Raw genomic sequence first — 15,117 nt, forward strand, 5'->3', positions numbered from 1 at the left:
GCGCGAGGTCGGCGGACGACCGCTCGATGGGTCCGTGGATCGAGGGTCCCCGGCTCGTTGCTGCGGCGTCGAGCGCCCGACCGAGCCGGGCGACGAGGTCCCGCTCGCGGCCTCCTGCACTTGCGATGGTGCGGAGCCGGAACTGTGGTCTGCGCGTCATCGAAGCTGCCCGCGACGAACTGCGTGGAGATACACGGACACGGCGGACGTCCGGTTGGAGACCTCGAGCTTCTTCAGGATCTGTTTGACATGGGTCGCGATCGTCGAGTCGGCGATCACCAGCCGCTCACGCACCACCGCGTTCGTCGCCCCCGTTGCGAGGAGCTCGAGCACTTCGAGCTGGCGAGGCGTCAGCCGGGTCAGACGCAACGCTGGATCCGCGAGATCGCCGGACCCGGAGGCGACGTCCAGCTCGGGGACCTCCTCGGCAGACCGAAGCGCCCGCGTGTAGGCGTCGCTGATGTTGTGCCGTCGTCGCTTCAGGCGCTCGCTCCCGAGCAGACGTTCGAGGACGATCGCGAAGCCCGCGCCGAAAGCGTCCAACGCGTCCCGATCGTCCTCGTCAGGTGGCTGGCTCCAGGCGAGCGCGTCGGCGTGCAGCAGGCCGAAGACTCCCGTGGGCCCGACGAGAGGGGCGATGACGTGAGCGCGCCTCGACACGACCCCATCCGTGACTCCCGACCCGCGCGCCCGAGCGTCATCGGGCACCAGGGCCGCCGCTCGACGCCGGATGACTGACGCCTCGACGGGTGTCGAGGACAGTGCCACCGGGCCGTTGCCCACGAAGGCGGCCAGCCGATCCGCGTGCGGGGCTGAGACACGCCCGCTGGAGTACGCGGCCCGCGGGAACCACGCCGGGCCGTCGACCCACGAGAGCAGTCCGCTGTCGAAGCCGCACGCCTCGCAGAGCGCGCGGGGCGCGGCGTCGATCGCAGACTCCGCGGACTTGCGCAGCGCGAGCTGGTCCAAAGCCTCGTCGATTCGGTCCTGAGTCCGGAACCGTGCGGCGACCAGACGATCGCGGACGTGTTCCCGGAGGGTCGTGACCTCACGAAGCTGTCGAAGAGCGACGCGTTCGATGCGTGGGTCGCCGGCGGGGTTGCGGAAGGTCTCGGCCACCGCCTCGACCGCGGTCGTCAGCTCGTCCGCGGTCGTGCGGACATCGAGGCGTCCGCTCTCAAGAGCGCGGCGGACCCGATCGATGACCTCGGCGACATGGAAGATGTCGTAGGGCCACGCACACGTGCCGGCGGTGCGCATCCGTGCGGTGTCGTCCAGCGTGGACACGGTCGTGGTCGAGAACCGGGCCGATACGCGGCAGCCGGGGCGAGACGCGCGCCCTAGGCCGCGACCGCCGCCGGGGCGTAGTCGAAGAACCCTCGACCGGACTTCCGGCCGAGCCGGCCCGCGGCCACCATGCGCTTGAGCAGTGGCGGGGGCGCGTATTCCGGCTTCTGGAACTCGCCATGGAGCGACACGCCCACGCCGTAGAGCACGTCGAGTCCGATCATGTCGGCGAGGGCGAGTGGGCCCATCGGGTGCCCGCATCCCAGCTTCATGCCCTCGTCGATGTCCTCGCGCGTCGCGAACCCCTCCTCGACCATCCGCACCGCCGACATGAGGTACGGCACCAGGAGGAAGTTGACGATGAACCCAGAGCGGTCCTTGGTCCGGACTGCGCGCTTTCCGAGGGTCGATGCGAACCGTTCGAGTCTCGCCACGGTCTCGTCCGAGGTTTCGAGCGCGACGACGATCTCGACCAGCTTCATCACCGGGACGGGACTGAAGAAATGCAGGCCGGCGACGCGGTCCGGACGCTCGGTCGCCGCAGCGAGCTCCGCGATCGGGATCGACGACGTGTTGGACAGGAGCAGCGTTTCCGGGCCGACGATCCGGTCCAGACGAGCGAAGACGTCCCGCTTCACGGCGACGTCTTCCTTCACCGCCTCGATGACCACGGACGCGGCCGCGAGGTCGTCGAGATCGGAGGTCCAGGAAACGCGAGCGCGGATCTGGTCGGCATCCAGGGCGGAGAGGTGCCCGCGGTCGACGGTCCGGGTGAGCGACACGCCGAGCCGTTCACGAGATCGCTCCAGGGGGTCGATCGCGGGCTCGTACAAGACGACCGTCGTGTCCGCTCGGGCTGCGGTCTCAGCGATCCCGGTCCCCATCATCCCGGCCCCGACGATGCCTACCAATGCTTCGTTCATGTTCCGTCTGCTCCTCGTCGTCGTGATGCTGCAAGGGATCGCCACCCGACCAGCGCGACGGCGTCGCGGATGAGGCTCCCCGCCTGCAGCTCGTGTGCTGCAGGCGGGGTGATAGCCCGCTCGGCTTGCTCCGTGAGATCGCGCAGGGTGGCTACCAGGCGCTCGCGAAGATCGCTGTCGGCGGCTGCCGCGTCGTCGGCGCCTCGCCCCGGGGCCGGCGGGCCCGGCGCGGCCCTCGCGCACGAGGGCCGCCGCCGTCGCGGCACCGTGCTCAGGCCGGGACGGCGTCCTTCTTCGCAGAGGAGCCCTCGAAGACGAAGCCCTTCCAGCCCTCGTCGATGACCGCCTGCGTCGACGCGCAGTAGGCGGCGACACCCCCGAAGTGGAACAGCACCTTGTGCGGCTTGCCGGGAATGTTCGCCCCGACGAACCACGAGCGCACGCGCTCTCCCTCGGAGAGCACCAAGGCGTTCAGGAGCACGTCGAGGTGCTCCGCCCACTCGTCCATGGCCTCCTGCGTGGCCTCCATCGTCGCGGCGCCGGACTCCTCCAGGTGCGTCAGCGCCTGGGAGAGGAACTCGACGATGTTCTCCGCGACGGGCGGGAAGTTCGCAAACGGCGTCTGGGGACCGAAGACCATGAACAGGTTCGGGAAGCCCTTCGTGGCCACGCCAAGGTGCGTCTGCGCGCCCTCGGCCCACGACTCTTGGATCGTCAGGCCGTCGCGACCGCGGATGTCCATCCGGGTGATGGATCCCGTGGAGGCGTCGAAGCCGGTCGCGAAGACGAGGATGTCGACGTCGTAGTGCGTGCCGTCCGCGAGCGTGATGCCGCTGGAGGTGGCCTCGGCGAGCGCGTTCTCGCTCACGTCGACGAGGTCGACGTTGGGCCGGTTGTAGGCCTCGTAGTAGTAGTGGCCGAGCGGGACGCGCTTGGAGGCGATCGGGTAGCCCTTCGGCGCGAGCTTCTCGGCCGTCTCCGGATCCTTGACGATCTGCCGGATCTTGTTGCGCACGAACTCGGCCACGACCTCGTTGGCCTCGTGCGTGAGGAAGATGTCGTCGAAGGTCTCGAAGATGAAGTGGAAGCCGCCGATCTCCCAGCCCCACTCGAGGATCTTCTGCTGCTCCTCGGGCGTCACGTCGGTGGTGAGGCGGCCGGCCATACCGAGGTCCATGCCGAACCAGTGCTCACGGACGACGTTGGAGATGCGGTCGGCGTCGGCCTTCAGCGACCGCCGATCGGTGTCCGACAACGGGTGGTTCCGCGCGGGGATGACGTAGTTCGGGGTCCGCTGGAAGACCGTGACGTTCGCGGCCTCCTTCGCGAGCTCCGGGATGAGCTGCACGCCGGTCGCCCCGGTGCCGACGATGCCCACGCGCTTGCCACGCACGTCGATGCCGCCTTCGGGCCAGCGAGAGGTGTGGACCCAGGTACCCCCGAAGTCGTCGATGCCCTTGAGGTCGGGCGTGTACCGCGCGGCGAGCGGGCCGCCGGCGACGATGAAGTACCTCGATGTGGACGTGGTGCCGTCCTCGAGGGTCACGGTCCACGTGGACGAGTCCTCGTCGAAGGTCGCACCCTTGACGGTCGCGCCGAGCTGGATGTCCTTGCGCAGGTCGAAGCGGTCGGCGACGAAGTTCAGGTAGTTCTCGACCTCGACCTGGCCGGGGAAGCGGTCGTGCCAGTCCCACTCTTCGAAGAGCTCGCGATCGAACTGGTAGCAGTAGGTCCAGCTCTCCGAGTCGGTTCGCGCCCCCGGGTAGCGGTTCCAGAACCAGGTTCCGCCGATCCCGTCGCCGGCCTCGAAGCACCGGAAGCTGATGCCGAGCTTGCGCAGCTCGATCATCGTCCGCAGGCCACCCAGACCGGCTCCGACGATGATTGCGTCCTGATCGGTGGCGATCGTTTCAGAAGTCATCTTGTTGCTCCTCCGAGCGTCGTGCTGCGACTTCACAGCCACCGTTCTACGATTGGCCGCTGTACCAACCGTATGGTAGCCACTGCAGCCGCAGAGGTGTGAGTTTGTCGTCCCGGTCCGATCCGGGATTCAGCGACGGCGAACGGGTCGCCGCTCCTTCAGGGCACGCGGCTTCAGGAACCGCTCTGGCGCAGCAGGTCGCGCAGCTCTGTGCGCCGGATCTTTCCGCTGACGGTCTTCGGCAGTTCGTCGACGAAGTGGATCTCCCGCGGGTACTTGTACGGCGCGGTCAGGGCCTTCGTGTGGTCCTGCAGCTCCTTCGCGAGCTCGTCGCTCGGCTCGCGGTTCGCGGCCAGGATCACGAAGGCGGTGACGATCTCGGTGCGCTCCGGATCGGGCTTCCCGACGACCGCGGCCTCCATCACCGCGGGGTGCTCGACCAGCGCGGACTCGACCTCGAACGGGCCGATCCGGTACGCCGACGAGGTGATCACGTCGTCGTCACGACCCTCGAACCAGAGGTAGCCATCCGGGTCCCGAGCGGCCTTGTCCCCGGTGAAGTAGTAGCCATGCTGGAAGCGCTCGGCCGTCGCCTTCGGGTTGCCGTCGTAGCCATGGAACAAACCGACGGGCCGTCGTTCGTCCTCGGCCCGGATCGCGATGTTGCCGACCTCACCGTCGGGGACGGGCTCGCCCTGATCGGTGACGACCCGGACGTCCCAGCCCGGCATGGGCAGCCCCATCGATCCCGGCCGGACCGGAAGGGCGCGGTAGTTCGCGACGGTGACGGAGGTCTCGGTCTGGCCGTACCCGTCGTAGACCGTCAGGCCGCCGGTGCCCTCGGACCAGACCTTGATCACCTCGGGGTTCAGCGGCTCGCCGGCGCTGGTGCAGTGCCGCAGCGCCGAGAGGTCGTGCTTCCCGAGGTCCGCCTGCACCAGTGTGCGGTAGAGCGTCGGCGGGGCGCAGAACGAGGTGATCTGCTGGTCGCTGAGGATGCCGAGGATCGTGTCGGCGTCGGGCTTGCCGAGCTGGACCTGCACGATCGTGGCGCGCTCGTGCATCTGCCCGAAGAGCGTGCCGAACGCGGCCTTCGCCCACCCCGGGTCGGTGACCGCCCAGTGCCGGTCGCCGGGGCGAAGGTCGTGCCAGAAGCGTGCGGTCGGGACGTGCGCGAGCCCGTACTCCTGGGTGTGGGTGACCATCTTCGGGTGCGAGACCGTGCCGCTCGTGAAGTACACGAGCATCGGGTCCTCGCGGAGCGTGGGCTCGGACGGCAGGCCGGTCGCGTCCTCGCCGACCGCGGCGAGGAGGTCGTCGAGGGACGACCAGCCGTCGGCCTTCCCGTCGCAGACGATGCGCGTGCGGAGTGCCGGCAGGTCCTGCCCGATGCTCCCGACCTTCTCCGCACCGGACGGATCGACGACCGCGGCCACGGCACCGGATTCGCTGAGCCGGTAGGCGATGTCCTTCGGGGTCAGGAGGTTCGGACCAGGCATGGGGATCGCTCCGATCCGGATCGCGCCCAGGACGGCGACGTACCAGGCCGGCACGCGCGGCAGCATCACGAAGACCCGGTCGCCCTTGCCGACTCCGAGGTCGAGCAGCGCCTGCCCGAACCGTCGGGCGTCGCGCGCGAGGTCGGCGGCCGTCTGCTCGCCGACGACTCTTCCGTCGGGGCCGAGCGACAGCACGGCGAGGTCCTCGGGTGCGTCCGCGGCCCATCCCTCGACGATGTCGACGACGGGGTTGTAGACGCTGGGGACCTCGATGCGGAAGCTGTCGCGCTCTGTCGCGTAGTCCTGCAGCCGGGGCGCCGCGTCGCGGGAGGGGATGGTGGGCTGGGGCACGATGGGTCTCCTGTAGCTGAGTGGCGCGGGTCCTGCCGGCTCATCGCTCGGCGCTCGGCAACCGGCAGGCCGCGGCGATCGCGTGTCCGCAGGTAGGCTTCGGCGAGACGGTACCAACCATTCGGTAGCCGAGGTGGAAATGTGTTGCCGCCCAGCGACTCCCGGCGCCGACGTCGTGGAGCGGGGTCGTCACCGGGCCCTGCCTGAAGGCCGCCGGACCGATCGCCGGGCATGCAGCGACCCGTGACGCCCGTCACTCGTCTACTCGGGTTGACGCAGCTGCTGGGAGCGCGTATACCGCCGGTACCAAACGGTCGGTCCCATCGACGGAACCAGGACCACCCTCCTCCTCGGAGCTCTATGAGCGGCAACCCAGCACCCATTCCCGACCCCTCCCTCCCGAGCGCTGACGATGCGCACGCCACGTCCGTGGTGCACCAAGGCCGGTCGGTCCTTCTCGAGATCATCGGGCTCTCGAAGCGCTTTCCGGGCACCCAAGCGTTGTCGAACGTGGACCTTCGCGTCCGACGTGGCGAGATCCATGCGCTGTGCGGTGGCAATGGCTCGGGCAAGTCGACGCTGATCAAGATCCTGGCTGGCGTCCAGCAGGGCGAGCCGGGCGGCATGATCCGGGTCGGCGACGAGTCGTCTCCGGCGGACGCGGTGACGCCGGCGTTCGCCGACTCGGCGGGCGTTCGGGTCGTCCATCAGGACCTCGGCCTCTTCCCCGACCTCTCGGTGGCGGAGAACATCGCGCTCGGATCGTCGTTCCCGAGGCGTCGCAGCGGCCGCATCGACTGGCGCCGCATGCGGACGAACGCCGAGGAGCTGATCGAGCGCTTCGAGATCCGAGCGTCTCCGAAGACGCTCCTGCGCGACCTCAACCGCGCCATCCAGACGGAGGTGGCGATCGCCCGTGCACTCCAGGGCAGGGAGAGCGGGCACGGTGGGATCCTCATCCTCGACGAGCCGACGACGGCCCTACCGGCTGCAGAGGCGGATGCGCTGATGCGCTCGCTGCGCCGCTACGCGCAGGCCGGTCAGAGCATCCTCTACGTCAGTCACCGTCTCGACGAGATCCTGCGGATCACCGACCGCGTGACGGTCCTACGCGACGGCCACCTCGCAGGCGTCCACGAGACCGCGGACCTCGACGAGGACGCGCTGACGACCGCGATCCTCGGACGGTCGCTCGCCCACGAAGCGGCGGTGAAGCACGTCCCCGTGAGCAGCGCGGGCGTTCCGGTGCTGCAGATCACCGGCCTTCGGGCGGGTCCGGTCCGCGGGGTGGACCTCGAGGTTCGTCGCGGCGAGATCGTCGGGATCGCCGGCTTGCTCGGATCCGGTCGCAGCACGATCCTCCGTTCGATCTTCGGCGATCTCGACCGCGAGGCCGGTGAGATCCGCGTCGCCGGCGCAGTCCTGCCGAAAGGGAGCCAGTCGGCCGCGATCTCCGCCGGCGTCGCGATGGTCCCGGAGGACCGTGCCCGCGACGCCGCGTTCCTCGACCTGCCGGTCGCAGCGAACATCTCCGCTTCCGTCATCGCTCGGTACTACGCGCATCTGCGGATGCAGGACCGGAAGATGACCCGCGACGCGGCGTCACTGATGGCGACCTTCGGCGTCAAGGCCGCGTCGCCGGCCGTGCCGATCAACACGCTCTCCGGCGGGAACCAACAGAAGGCGATCCTCGCCCGCTGGCTGCGCCGCGACCCGGAGCTCCTGCTGCTCGACGAACCGACGCAGGGCGTCGACGTCGGTGCGCGCGCCGAGATCTACCGCGTGGTCCGCGACGCCGCCGACGCCGGGACGGCTGTCCTGGTCGTGACCTCCGACGTCGAGGAGCTCGCCGCGGTCGTGGACCGGGCCGTCGTCCTCCGCGGCGGCCGCTTCGTCGCCGAAATCGCCGGGAGCGCACTGCTGCCCCAGCACCTCAACGAGCTCATCTACAAGGACGTGCCCCATGTCGACAGTGTCTGACGCCGGAACCACCGGTTCCACCCGTCCGCGCCGCAGCGCACGCGCCGCCGGCGTCGACGTCCTCGAGCGCACCGGCCTGGTGCTCTTCCTGATCGCGCTGATCCTCTGGTTCACGATCGACTCGACGAGCGGCGACATCTTCACGTCGGGGGCGAACATCCGGCAAGTCCTGTCGAACCAGTCGGTGACCGGGATCATCGCGCTGGCGATGGTCGCACCGCTCGTCGCCGGCTACTTCGATCTCTCGGTGGCCGCGATCGCGGGGATGGCCAGCGTGACGATGGCGGCGCTCGTCGGCACGCACGGGTATCCGGTCTGGCTCTCGATCGTGCTGACCCTCCTCGTGGCCGGCATCGCCGGCGGCGTCAACGGGGTGCTCGTCGCCAGGTTCAAGCTGAACGCGTTCATCGTCACGCTCGGCACCTACACCCTGATCGGCGGGCTGCTGCAGCTCTACACCGAGGGCCAGAGCATCGCCAACGGGATCCCGGAGAGCTTCGGCAACTGGGGCTCGCTCACGTGGCTCGGCGTCCCCCGACCGTTCTGGCTGCTGATCGTCGCGGGCCTCGTCCTCTGGTACGTCCTCACCCAGATCCCGTTCGGTCGACAGCTCGAGAGCATCGGCTCCAACGAGCGCGGTGCACGGCTCGTCGGCATCCGGGTCGACCGCACGATCTTCCTGGCGTTCGTCTCGTCCGGGCTGCTTGCGGGCGTCGCCGGGGTCCTGCTGACCTCGCGCGCCGGGTCCGCCGACCCGACCGCCGGCTCGGCGTACCTCTTCCCGGCACTCGCAGCGGTGTTCCTCGGGGCCACCACGCTCCGACCGGGCAAGTACAACGTCTGGGGCACGATCGTCGGCGTCTTCGTCGTGGCGGTCGCGGTGAACGGCTTCACCCTGCTCGGCGCCGACGCGTGGGTCACGCCCGTCTTCAACGGGGCTTCCCTGTTGGCCGCGGTGATGATCTCGACGCTCTTCGCCCGCCAACGCGAGTCGATGGCGCGGAAGGTGCTGCTGGACGGATTCAAGCGCGAGGAACCCGCGGATCCGAACACGAACGAACTCGAGCGCTGAGCTTCAGCGCGAGCGTCCGCGGCGCTGTGCCGCGGACGAGGAATGCCGGCTCATGACGGGCCGGCGACACACGGAGGAGAGAGACATGGGAACCAGGATGTTGCGAACGGCCCGCATCGGGCTCACGACGGCAGGCGTCACCGCCGCGCTCGCGATGGCGGGCTGCGGCTCGGACGACGAGGACACGACGAGCAACTCGACGCCGACGACCTCGTCCGACGCCTCCGGTGGCTCGGCGAGCGGCGCGTCCGGTGTCACGTCCCTCGCCGACCTGACCGGGAAGGGGACCGAGGGCACCCCGCCGACGTCCTCCCCGGCCCCGGCAAAGGGAAAGACGGTCTGGTGGGTGTCCTGCGGCGCGGTGGCGCCAGACTGTGCGGCCCCGGCCGCGGCGGCGAAGGAGGCCGCCGGCAAGCTCGGCATCACCTTCAAGGTCGCGGACGGCAACCTCAACCAGGCGGGCAAGTACCTGACGGCCACGCGCGAGGCGGTCGCCGCGAAGCCTGACGGGATCATCGTCCACGCCCTCGACTGCATCGCGATCAAGCCCGCACTGGAGGAGGCGAAGAAGGCGAACATCCCCGTCCTCGGCGTGGAGACGCCGGACTGCGACACCCCGCCGAACACCCAGGCGCCGCTCCTCACCGAGGACATGAAGTACGCCCCGGAGATCCCGGACACCGAGGCCTACTTCAAGTCCTGGGGCAAGGGCGCGGCCGAGTACCTCATCAACAAGACCGGCGGCAAGGCACAGGTCATCCTGAACGAGGGCACCGACTCGGTGTTCCCGCTCATGAACCAGGGCTTCACCGAGACGCTGAAGAAGTGCTCCGGGTGCAAGATCGTCGACACCGTGAAGTTCACGGCGGCCGAGCAGATCCCGAACGGCCCGTGGATCCAGCGCTTCCGCACCGCGGTCACGAAGAACCCGACGGCGACGGCGACGTTCATCCCGTCGGACTACGCGATGACCGCGCTCGGCGGCGGCAAGGCCGTCCAGGAGGCCGGCTCGAAGGCGCTCGTCGTGGGTGGCTCGGGCTCGGCGGCCGGCATGGACGGCGTGCGCTCCGGGGCGGTCGCCGCGGACACGTTCGCCCATGACGTCGCCTGGATGGGCTACGGCGCGATGGACAACATGAACCGGATGCTCCAGGGTGATCCGACGGTCGTCGAGGGGGTTGGCGCCAAGGTGGTGACGAAGGACGCGAACCTGCCCGCGAAGCCCGGAACGCCCTACCAGTCCAAGGTGGACTTCAAGGCCGCCTACGAGAAGGCCTGGGCCGCCGGGAAGTAAGCGCGAGGAGAGAGGGCGTCCGTCGAAGGTCGACGGACGCCGATCGGCCGACCGTTCGGTAGCTTGACGCCTGTGCGGGACCGCGGCCGCCCGGCCGGGTCCTCGAGCTCCAGCACCGTCATGGACGCCCCGGCCCCTCCTCCGCTTCCGTGCCTCGGGGTGTTCCTCGCCTACTGGCCGTGGATCGGGCCCGGCGAGCAGGTCGAGCTCGCCGAGATCGCGGACCGCGGCGGCCTCGACGCGCTCTGGGTCGCCGAGGCCTGGGGGCAGGAGGTCGTCGCGACGCTCGGCGCCCTCTCCGCGCGGACCTCGCGGATCGCGCTGGGGACGGCGGTCATGCAGATCCCCGCCCGTCGGCCCGCCACCGCGGCGATGGCCGCCGCGACGCTGCAGATGCTGAGCGGCGGGCGGTTCCGGCTCGGCCTCGGAGTCAGCGGACCGCAGGTCAGCGAGGGGTGGTACGAGCAGCCGTTCGACCGCCCCGTCTCCCGGACCCGCAGGTACGTCGAGGTCGTCCGCGCCGCCCTGGCCGGCGACGAGCTGCCGCCCGACGACGACGTCGGCGGCGAGATGCCCCGGCTGAAGCTGCTCCTCCCCCGCGATCGTCAGCCGCCCCCGATCTACCTCGGCGCGCTCGGCCCGAGGGCGATCGACCAGTGCTACGCGATCGCCGACGGCTGGCTGCCGTTCATCGTCGGGACGGACATGCTGGGCGAGCGCCCGCGGCCCGACCGGCCGTTCGACGTCTCCCCCGTGGTGCCGCTGGCCGTCGCAGCCACGGTCGAGGAGGCCCGCGACGCCGTGCGACCCTGGCTCGGCTTCTACTTCGGCGCCATGGGGACGCCGAAGAAGCACTTCCTCATCGAGCTCGCCGAGCGTCAGGGTCTCGGCGCCTCAGCGCGTGAGGCCCAGCGGTGCTACCTCGCGGGCGATCGCGACGGCGCAGGGGCGGTGCTCGCCGACGAGCTCATCGACGCCACCGCGATCGCCACCACCCCCGACCGCGTGGCCGGTCGCCTCCGGGAGCTCCGCTCCGCCGGGGCCGACTCCGTGATCAGCGTGCCCCTCGGCGACCGGCGCGCGGCCGTCGAGACCCTCGTCGCGGTCAGGTCGAGCGACGTCGATATCGCGCCCTGACTCCCGTGGCGTCGGACGCGCGCGGCGGTCGTGGGACGACCCCGGAACGCCTCCGCCTAGGGGCCGTCAGCGTCGGGCCGCGCTGCGCCGGACCCGGGGCTCAGCGCCCGTCGATGCGACGGGCCAGGCCCCATGCCGACGGCAGGACCGCTGCCCCCACGGCGGCCTTCACGAGGCCGCCGACGATGAAGACGGTGAACCCGTCGTGCACCGCCGTGGACCACGTGCCCCCGATCACCGCGTGCAGCACGAGGACACCCGGCACGAAGATCAGCAGCTGGGCGAGGACGAAGGCCGCGAACGCGGTCGGGACGCGGCGGTCGGCACCGCGCTCGGCAAGCCACCCGATCAGTGCTGCCGCCAGGACGAACCCGAGCAGATAGCCGCCGCTCGCACCCCAGAGCCGCTCGACGCCGGAGGCGCCGTCGGCGTAGACCGGCAGGACGAACCCCAGGACGACGTAGAGCAGGATCGACGCCGCGCCGCGCCGCATCCCGAGGGTCGCACCGACGACCCCGACGGCGAGCGTCTGACCCGTCATCGGCACGGGCGTCATCGGCACGACCACCTGCGCCGTCAGCGCCGTGAGGACCGCGCCCGCGAGCACGAGCGCCGCGTCGCGAGCGCGCGCACCCGGGAGGGCGTCGGCGAGGACGAGACGCCGGGTCGTGGGAAGGGCTGCGGTGGTGCTCATGGTGCTCCTGCGTCGAGAGTCCGGGCACGGACGATGCCCGGGACCGCGAGGCTACCAAACGGTTGGATCTGTCAGAACCGCGTCCCGACGCGCATGCCCTCCCGACGGGCTCAGCTCCGTGCCGTCGCTCCCAGCGCGATGCGGGCGTCGATCCCGTACTGGTGCGGGACCCCGAGGTTCTCGCGAAGCGTCGCGCCCGCATACTCCTCCGGGTAGATCCCGCGTCGACGGAGCTCGGGCACGACCTCGTCCACGAACGCGTCGACGCCGTCCTCGTAGACGTCGGGGAGGATCCAGAACCCGTCGGCGGCGCCGGCCTCCAGCCAGTCCTGCAGGTGGTCCGCGTGGACCGCCGCAGGGCCGACCGTGGTCGGGTGGTAGTCGATCACCCCGTGGGCGAGGGCGTCGCGCGGGGACCATCCCTCCCGGGCGACCCTGAGCGCGATACCGGACCGGGGGTCGCCCGGGGACGCCCGGGCCGCGGCCAGCTGCTCCGCGGTGAGCGGCTCGTCGTAGCGGCTCGGGTCGATGCGCAGGCCCAGCAGCGCTCCGAGGTGGGGAAGGCGTGCGTCGACGACGTCGCCGCCCAGCGCCAGGCGGCGGTCGAGCCCCTCCCGCGTGGTCGGGGCGACCGTCGTCATGAGTCCGGGGAAGTACTTGACGTCGTCGGGATCGCGTCCCGCCTGCGCGGCCGCGTCCCGCACGAGGTCCCGCTGTGCCCGCGCCTCCTCGATCGTCCACACCTCGGCGATGAAGCCGCTCGCGTAGCGGCCGGCGAGCTCGAGGAGGTGCGGGCTGGGCCCCCCGGAGGCGAAGATCACCGGCTGGCCCTGCTCCGACGGCGGGATCGGCAGCGGGCCGCGCGAGGCGACGTGCTCACCCCGGAGGTTGACGGGCCGGAGCTTCGACGCGTCGAGGAATCGGCCGGCGGCCTGGTCCTGGAGCCAGGCGTCCTGTTCCCAGCTCCCCCAGAGCGCCTGGACGATCTGGATCGCCTCGTGCGCACGCCCGTACCGCTCGGCGCGACCCGCGACGGACCTGCCGTAGTTGGCCGCGACCGTCGGGTCGCTCGTGGTGACGGCGTTCCACCCGGCGCGGCCGTGGCTCATCACGTCGAGCGCCTTGAACTGGCGCGCGGTGTTGAACGGCTCCTGGAACGTGGTCGATCCCGTCGCCACGAAGCCGATCCGCTCCGTCGCCTGCGAGATCGCGGCCAGGACCATCATCGGCTCGAGGACGTTCTGGATGCCGTCGGCCTCGACGTCCCCGCGGACGGCCGGGAAATCCGGGGTGAAGAGGAACGAGAACCCTCCCCGTTCGGCCGCCTGCGCGTAGCGGACGTTCGCCTCGACCTTCGCGTAGTTGCCCGGGTCCACGTGCGGGGCCCGCCAGGAATCGGCGAGCGTGCCGTACCCGGCCGTCATCCCGAGCCCCAGGATCATCGTCTTCCCTGCCATGCAGCGTCCTTTGAACGTCGTGCTCCCGTGTCGCGGGCCCCGAGGACCGCGATGCCGCCGCGACGTCCTCGGAGGTCGCCGACCGCACACCCATGACGATAAGGAGCTAGTCTCCGTTTTACAAGGAGACTGTCTCCGCTTCATGACAGGGCGGTGCAGCACGACGAAGGAGTCCACCATGAAGATCGCCGTTCTCGGAGCCGGGTCCATCGGCAGCACGCTCGCCGGAGCGTTCGCCGCTCACGGCCACGACGTCGCGCTCGCGAACTCGCGAGGCCCGGAGACGATCGCCGATCTCGCGGCGTCGCTGGGTGCGCGAGCGACCACCGCCGAGGAGGCCGTGCGGAGCGTCGAAGTGGTCGTCACGTCGATCCCGCTGAACCGGCTGCAGAGCCTGCGGCCGGTCCTCGCCGCGGTCCCTGCCGACGTGCCGGTCGTCGACACCGCCAACTACTACCCCCAGCGGGACGGGCGGATCGCCGCCCTCGACGCCGGGCAGCTCGAGGCGCACTGGATCGGCGAGCAGCTCGGGCGCCCCGTCGCCCGCGCGTGGAACGCGGTCCTCGCCGGCACGCTCGCCGAACGCGGCGTGCCGGCCGGCACGCCGGGACGGATCGCGATCCCCGTCGCCGGCGACGACCCCGACGCGCGGCGGATCGCGGCGACCCTCACCGACATCACCGGCTTCGACGCCTACGACATCGGCGGCCTCGACAACACCTGGCGGATCCAGCCGGGCAACCCGGCCTACTGCACCGACCTCACCCGGGACGCCCTGGAAGCAGCGCTCGCGCGCGGGGACGCCGCCATCGCCCCGACGCGGCGGGACCTCGTCATGGCCGTCTTCGCGACCTGGGACGGAAACGTGACGGGGAGCGAGATCCTGGCCCTCAACCGTGCGATCACGCGGGTGGCGTAGGGGCCGCCCACCCTCTGCGGAGGAGCTCCTTCAGCGACTCCGCGGAGGCGTCGTCGGCCATCACGGCGCCGCGCGCCCACGAGGTGGCCAGCGCGCCGAGGAAGAGGTCCCGCCCCCGCACACCGGGCTGCGCCTGACCCTGACGCTGGGCCGGCACCAAGAACTCGTCGGTGTCCGTGACGAAGCCCTGGCACGTGATCGCCAGGGGCGAGGCCTCGTCCGACAGGGCAGTACGCAGGGGCTCCGGGAGTCCCCTGAACGCCGAGAGCCACTCGTCGATGGCCTCGAGCCAGAGCCCGAGCGCGACACCCGGATCGTGCCCTTCGGCCCAGATCTCGTCACGGCGATCCGCAAGCACCTCGTTGCGGGCCTGCAGGAGCGCGGCGAGCAGGGCCTCGCGGGTGGGGAAGTGGCGGTACAGGGTGCCCGCCCCCACCCCGGCGCGCTTGGCGATCGCGTCGAGCGAGCCGCTCACGTCCGCCGCGGAGAAGTACTCGTCGGCGACCTCCAGGATGTGCTCCCGGTTTCGCGCCTTGTCCTTGCGCTCCCGACGCACGCCGCCACTCGTCTCACCCATCTGTGC

General features: G+C 70.7%; 12 protein-coding genes. 5 read left to right on the forward strand and 7 right to left on the reverse strand.

The features are described from left to right. Positions 1-156 precede the first annotated feature (156 nt). From PATMI_RS0119485 to PATMI_RS0119500, 4 genes are all read right to left on the reverse strand, one after another. Positions 157-1,287 (reverse strand): helix-turn-helix transcriptional regulator, encoded by a 1,131-nt coding sequence (locus PATMI_RS0119485; protein WP_026912089.1) that lies wholly within the window; start codon positions 1,285-1,287, stop codon positions 157-159. Between the two features lie 53 nt (positions 1,288-1,340). Then, on the reverse strand, positions 1,341-2,210 hold the full coding sequence (locus tag PATMI_RS0119490) for a 3-hydroxybutyryl-CoA dehydrogenase (RefSeq protein WP_026912090.1): 870 nt from the start codon (positions 2,208-2,210) through the stop codon (positions 1,341-1,343). A gap of 271 nt (positions 2,211-2,481) precedes the next feature. Then, positions 2,482-4,131: a flavin-containing monooxygenase gene (locus PATMI_RS31790; protein ID WP_211241761.1), complete on the reverse strand. Its 1,650-nt coding sequence runs from the start codon at positions 4,129-4,131 to the stop codon at positions 2,482-2,484. 173 nt (positions 4,132-4,304) lie between these two features. Then, a complete protein-coding gene (locus tag PATMI_RS0119500) occupies positions 4,305-5,981 on the reverse strand; it encodes an acetate--CoA ligase (protein ID WP_211241762.1) in 1,677 nt (558 codons plus the stop codon). A 510-nt stretch (positions 5,982-6,491) separates the two neighbouring features. Between PATMI_RS0119500 and PATMI_RS31795 the strand changes: the two genes are divergently transcribed. From PATMI_RS31795 to PATMI_RS0119520, 4 genes are all read left to right on the forward strand, one after another. Beyond that, complete coding sequence (locus tag PATMI_RS31795) at positions 6,492-7,961, forward strand: sugar ABC transporter ATP-binding protein (protein WP_211241763.1); 1,470 nt, start codon at positions 6,492-6,494, stop codon at positions 7,959-7,961. Beyond that, the gene (locus PATMI_RS31800) at positions 7,945-9,033 is read left to right on the forward strand and encodes an ABC transporter permease (RefSeq protein ID WP_084270097.1); all 1,089 of its coding nucleotides are present in this window, start codon (positions 7,945-7,947) and stop codon (positions 9,031-9,033) included. Before PATMI_RS31795 ends, PATMI_RS31800 begins: the two co-directional genes overlap by 17 nt. An 85-nt stretch (positions 9,034-9,118) precedes the next feature. Next, complete coding sequence (locus PATMI_RS0119515; protein ID WP_169738401.1) at positions 9,119-10,327, forward strand: sugar ABC transporter substrate-binding protein; 1,209 nt, start codon at positions 9,119-9,121, stop codon at positions 10,325-10,327. A 159-nt stretch (positions 10,328-10,486) separates the two neighbouring features. Next, the gene (locus PATMI_RS0119520; protein ID WP_051472062.1) at positions 10,487-11,464 is read left to right on the forward strand and encodes an LLM class flavin-dependent oxidoreductase; all 978 of its coding nucleotides are present in this window, start codon (positions 10,487-10,489) and stop codon (positions 11,462-11,464) included. A gap of 100 nt (positions 11,465-11,564) precedes the next feature. Here PATMI_RS0119520 and PATMI_RS0119525 read toward each other — a convergent pair whose 3' ends face one another. Then, positions 11,565-12,158 (reverse strand): biotin transporter BioY, encoded by a 594-nt coding sequence (locus PATMI_RS0119525; protein WP_026912094.1) that lies wholly within the window; start codon positions 12,156-12,158, stop codon positions 11,565-11,567. Positions 12,159-12,268: 110 nt separating this feature from the next. Next, a complete protein-coding gene (locus tag PATMI_RS0119530; RefSeq protein WP_026912095.1) occupies positions 12,269-13,615 on the reverse strand; it encodes an NtaA/DmoA family FMN-dependent monooxygenase in 1,347 nt (448 codons plus the stop codon). Positions 13,616-13,793: 178 nt separating this feature from the next. Between PATMI_RS0119530 and PATMI_RS0119535 the strand changes: the two genes are divergently transcribed. Then, positions 13,794-14,534: an NAD(P)-binding domain-containing protein gene (locus tag PATMI_RS0119535; protein WP_026912096.1), complete on the forward strand. Its 741-nt coding sequence runs from the start codon at positions 13,794-13,796 to the stop codon at positions 14,532-14,534. Here PATMI_RS0119535 and PATMI_RS0119540 read toward each other — a convergent pair. Next, positions 14,518-15,111: a TetR/AcrR family transcriptional regulator gene (locus PATMI_RS0119540; protein ID WP_026912097.1), complete on the reverse strand. Its 594-nt coding sequence runs from the start codon at positions 15,109-15,111 to the stop codon at positions 14,518-14,520. The genes PATMI_RS0119535 and PATMI_RS0119540 overlap by 17 nt on opposite strands. Positions 15,112-15,117 lie beyond the last annotated feature (6 nt).

The sequence above is a fragment of the Patulibacter minatonensis DSM 18081 genome (assembly GCF_000519325.1).
GTDB classification, from domain to species: Bacteria; Actinomycetota; Thermoleophilia; order Solirubrobacterales; family Solirubrobacteraceae; genus Patulibacter; species Patulibacter minatonensis.

Coding starts and splice junctions, on each gene's coding strand:
- PATMI_RS31800 (WP_084270097.1), top strand. CDS start 7,945: ATGTCGACAGTGTCTGACGCCGGAACCACCGGTTCCACCCGTCCGCGC.
- PATMI_RS0119515 (WP_169738401.1), top strand. CDS start 9,119: ATGGGAACCAGGATGTTGCGAACGGCCCGCATCGGGCTCACGACGGCA.
- PATMI_RS0119535 (WP_026912096.1), top strand. CDS start 13,794: ATGAAGATCGCCGTTCTCGGAGCCGGGTCCATCGGCAGCACGCTCGCC.
- PATMI_RS0119530 (WP_026912095.1), bottom strand. CDS start 13,615: ATGGCAGGGAAGACGATGATCCTGGGGCTCGGGATGACGGCCGGGTAC.
- PATMI_RS0119540 (WP_026912097.1), bottom strand. CDS start 15,111: ATGGGTGAGACGAGTGGCGGCGTGCGTCGGGAGCGCAAGGACAAGGCG.
- PATMI_RS0119525 (WP_026912094.1), bottom strand. CDS start 12,158: ATGAGCACCACCGCAGCCCTTCCCACGACCCGGCGTCTCGTCCTCGCC.
- PATMI_RS0119490 (WP_026912090.1), bottom strand. CDS start 2,210: ATGAACGAAGCATTGGTAGGCATCGTCGGGGCCGGGATGATGGGGACC.
- PATMI_RS31790 (WP_211241761.1), bottom strand. CDS start 4,131: ATGACTTCTGAAACGATCGCCACCGATCAGGACGCAATCATCGTCGGA.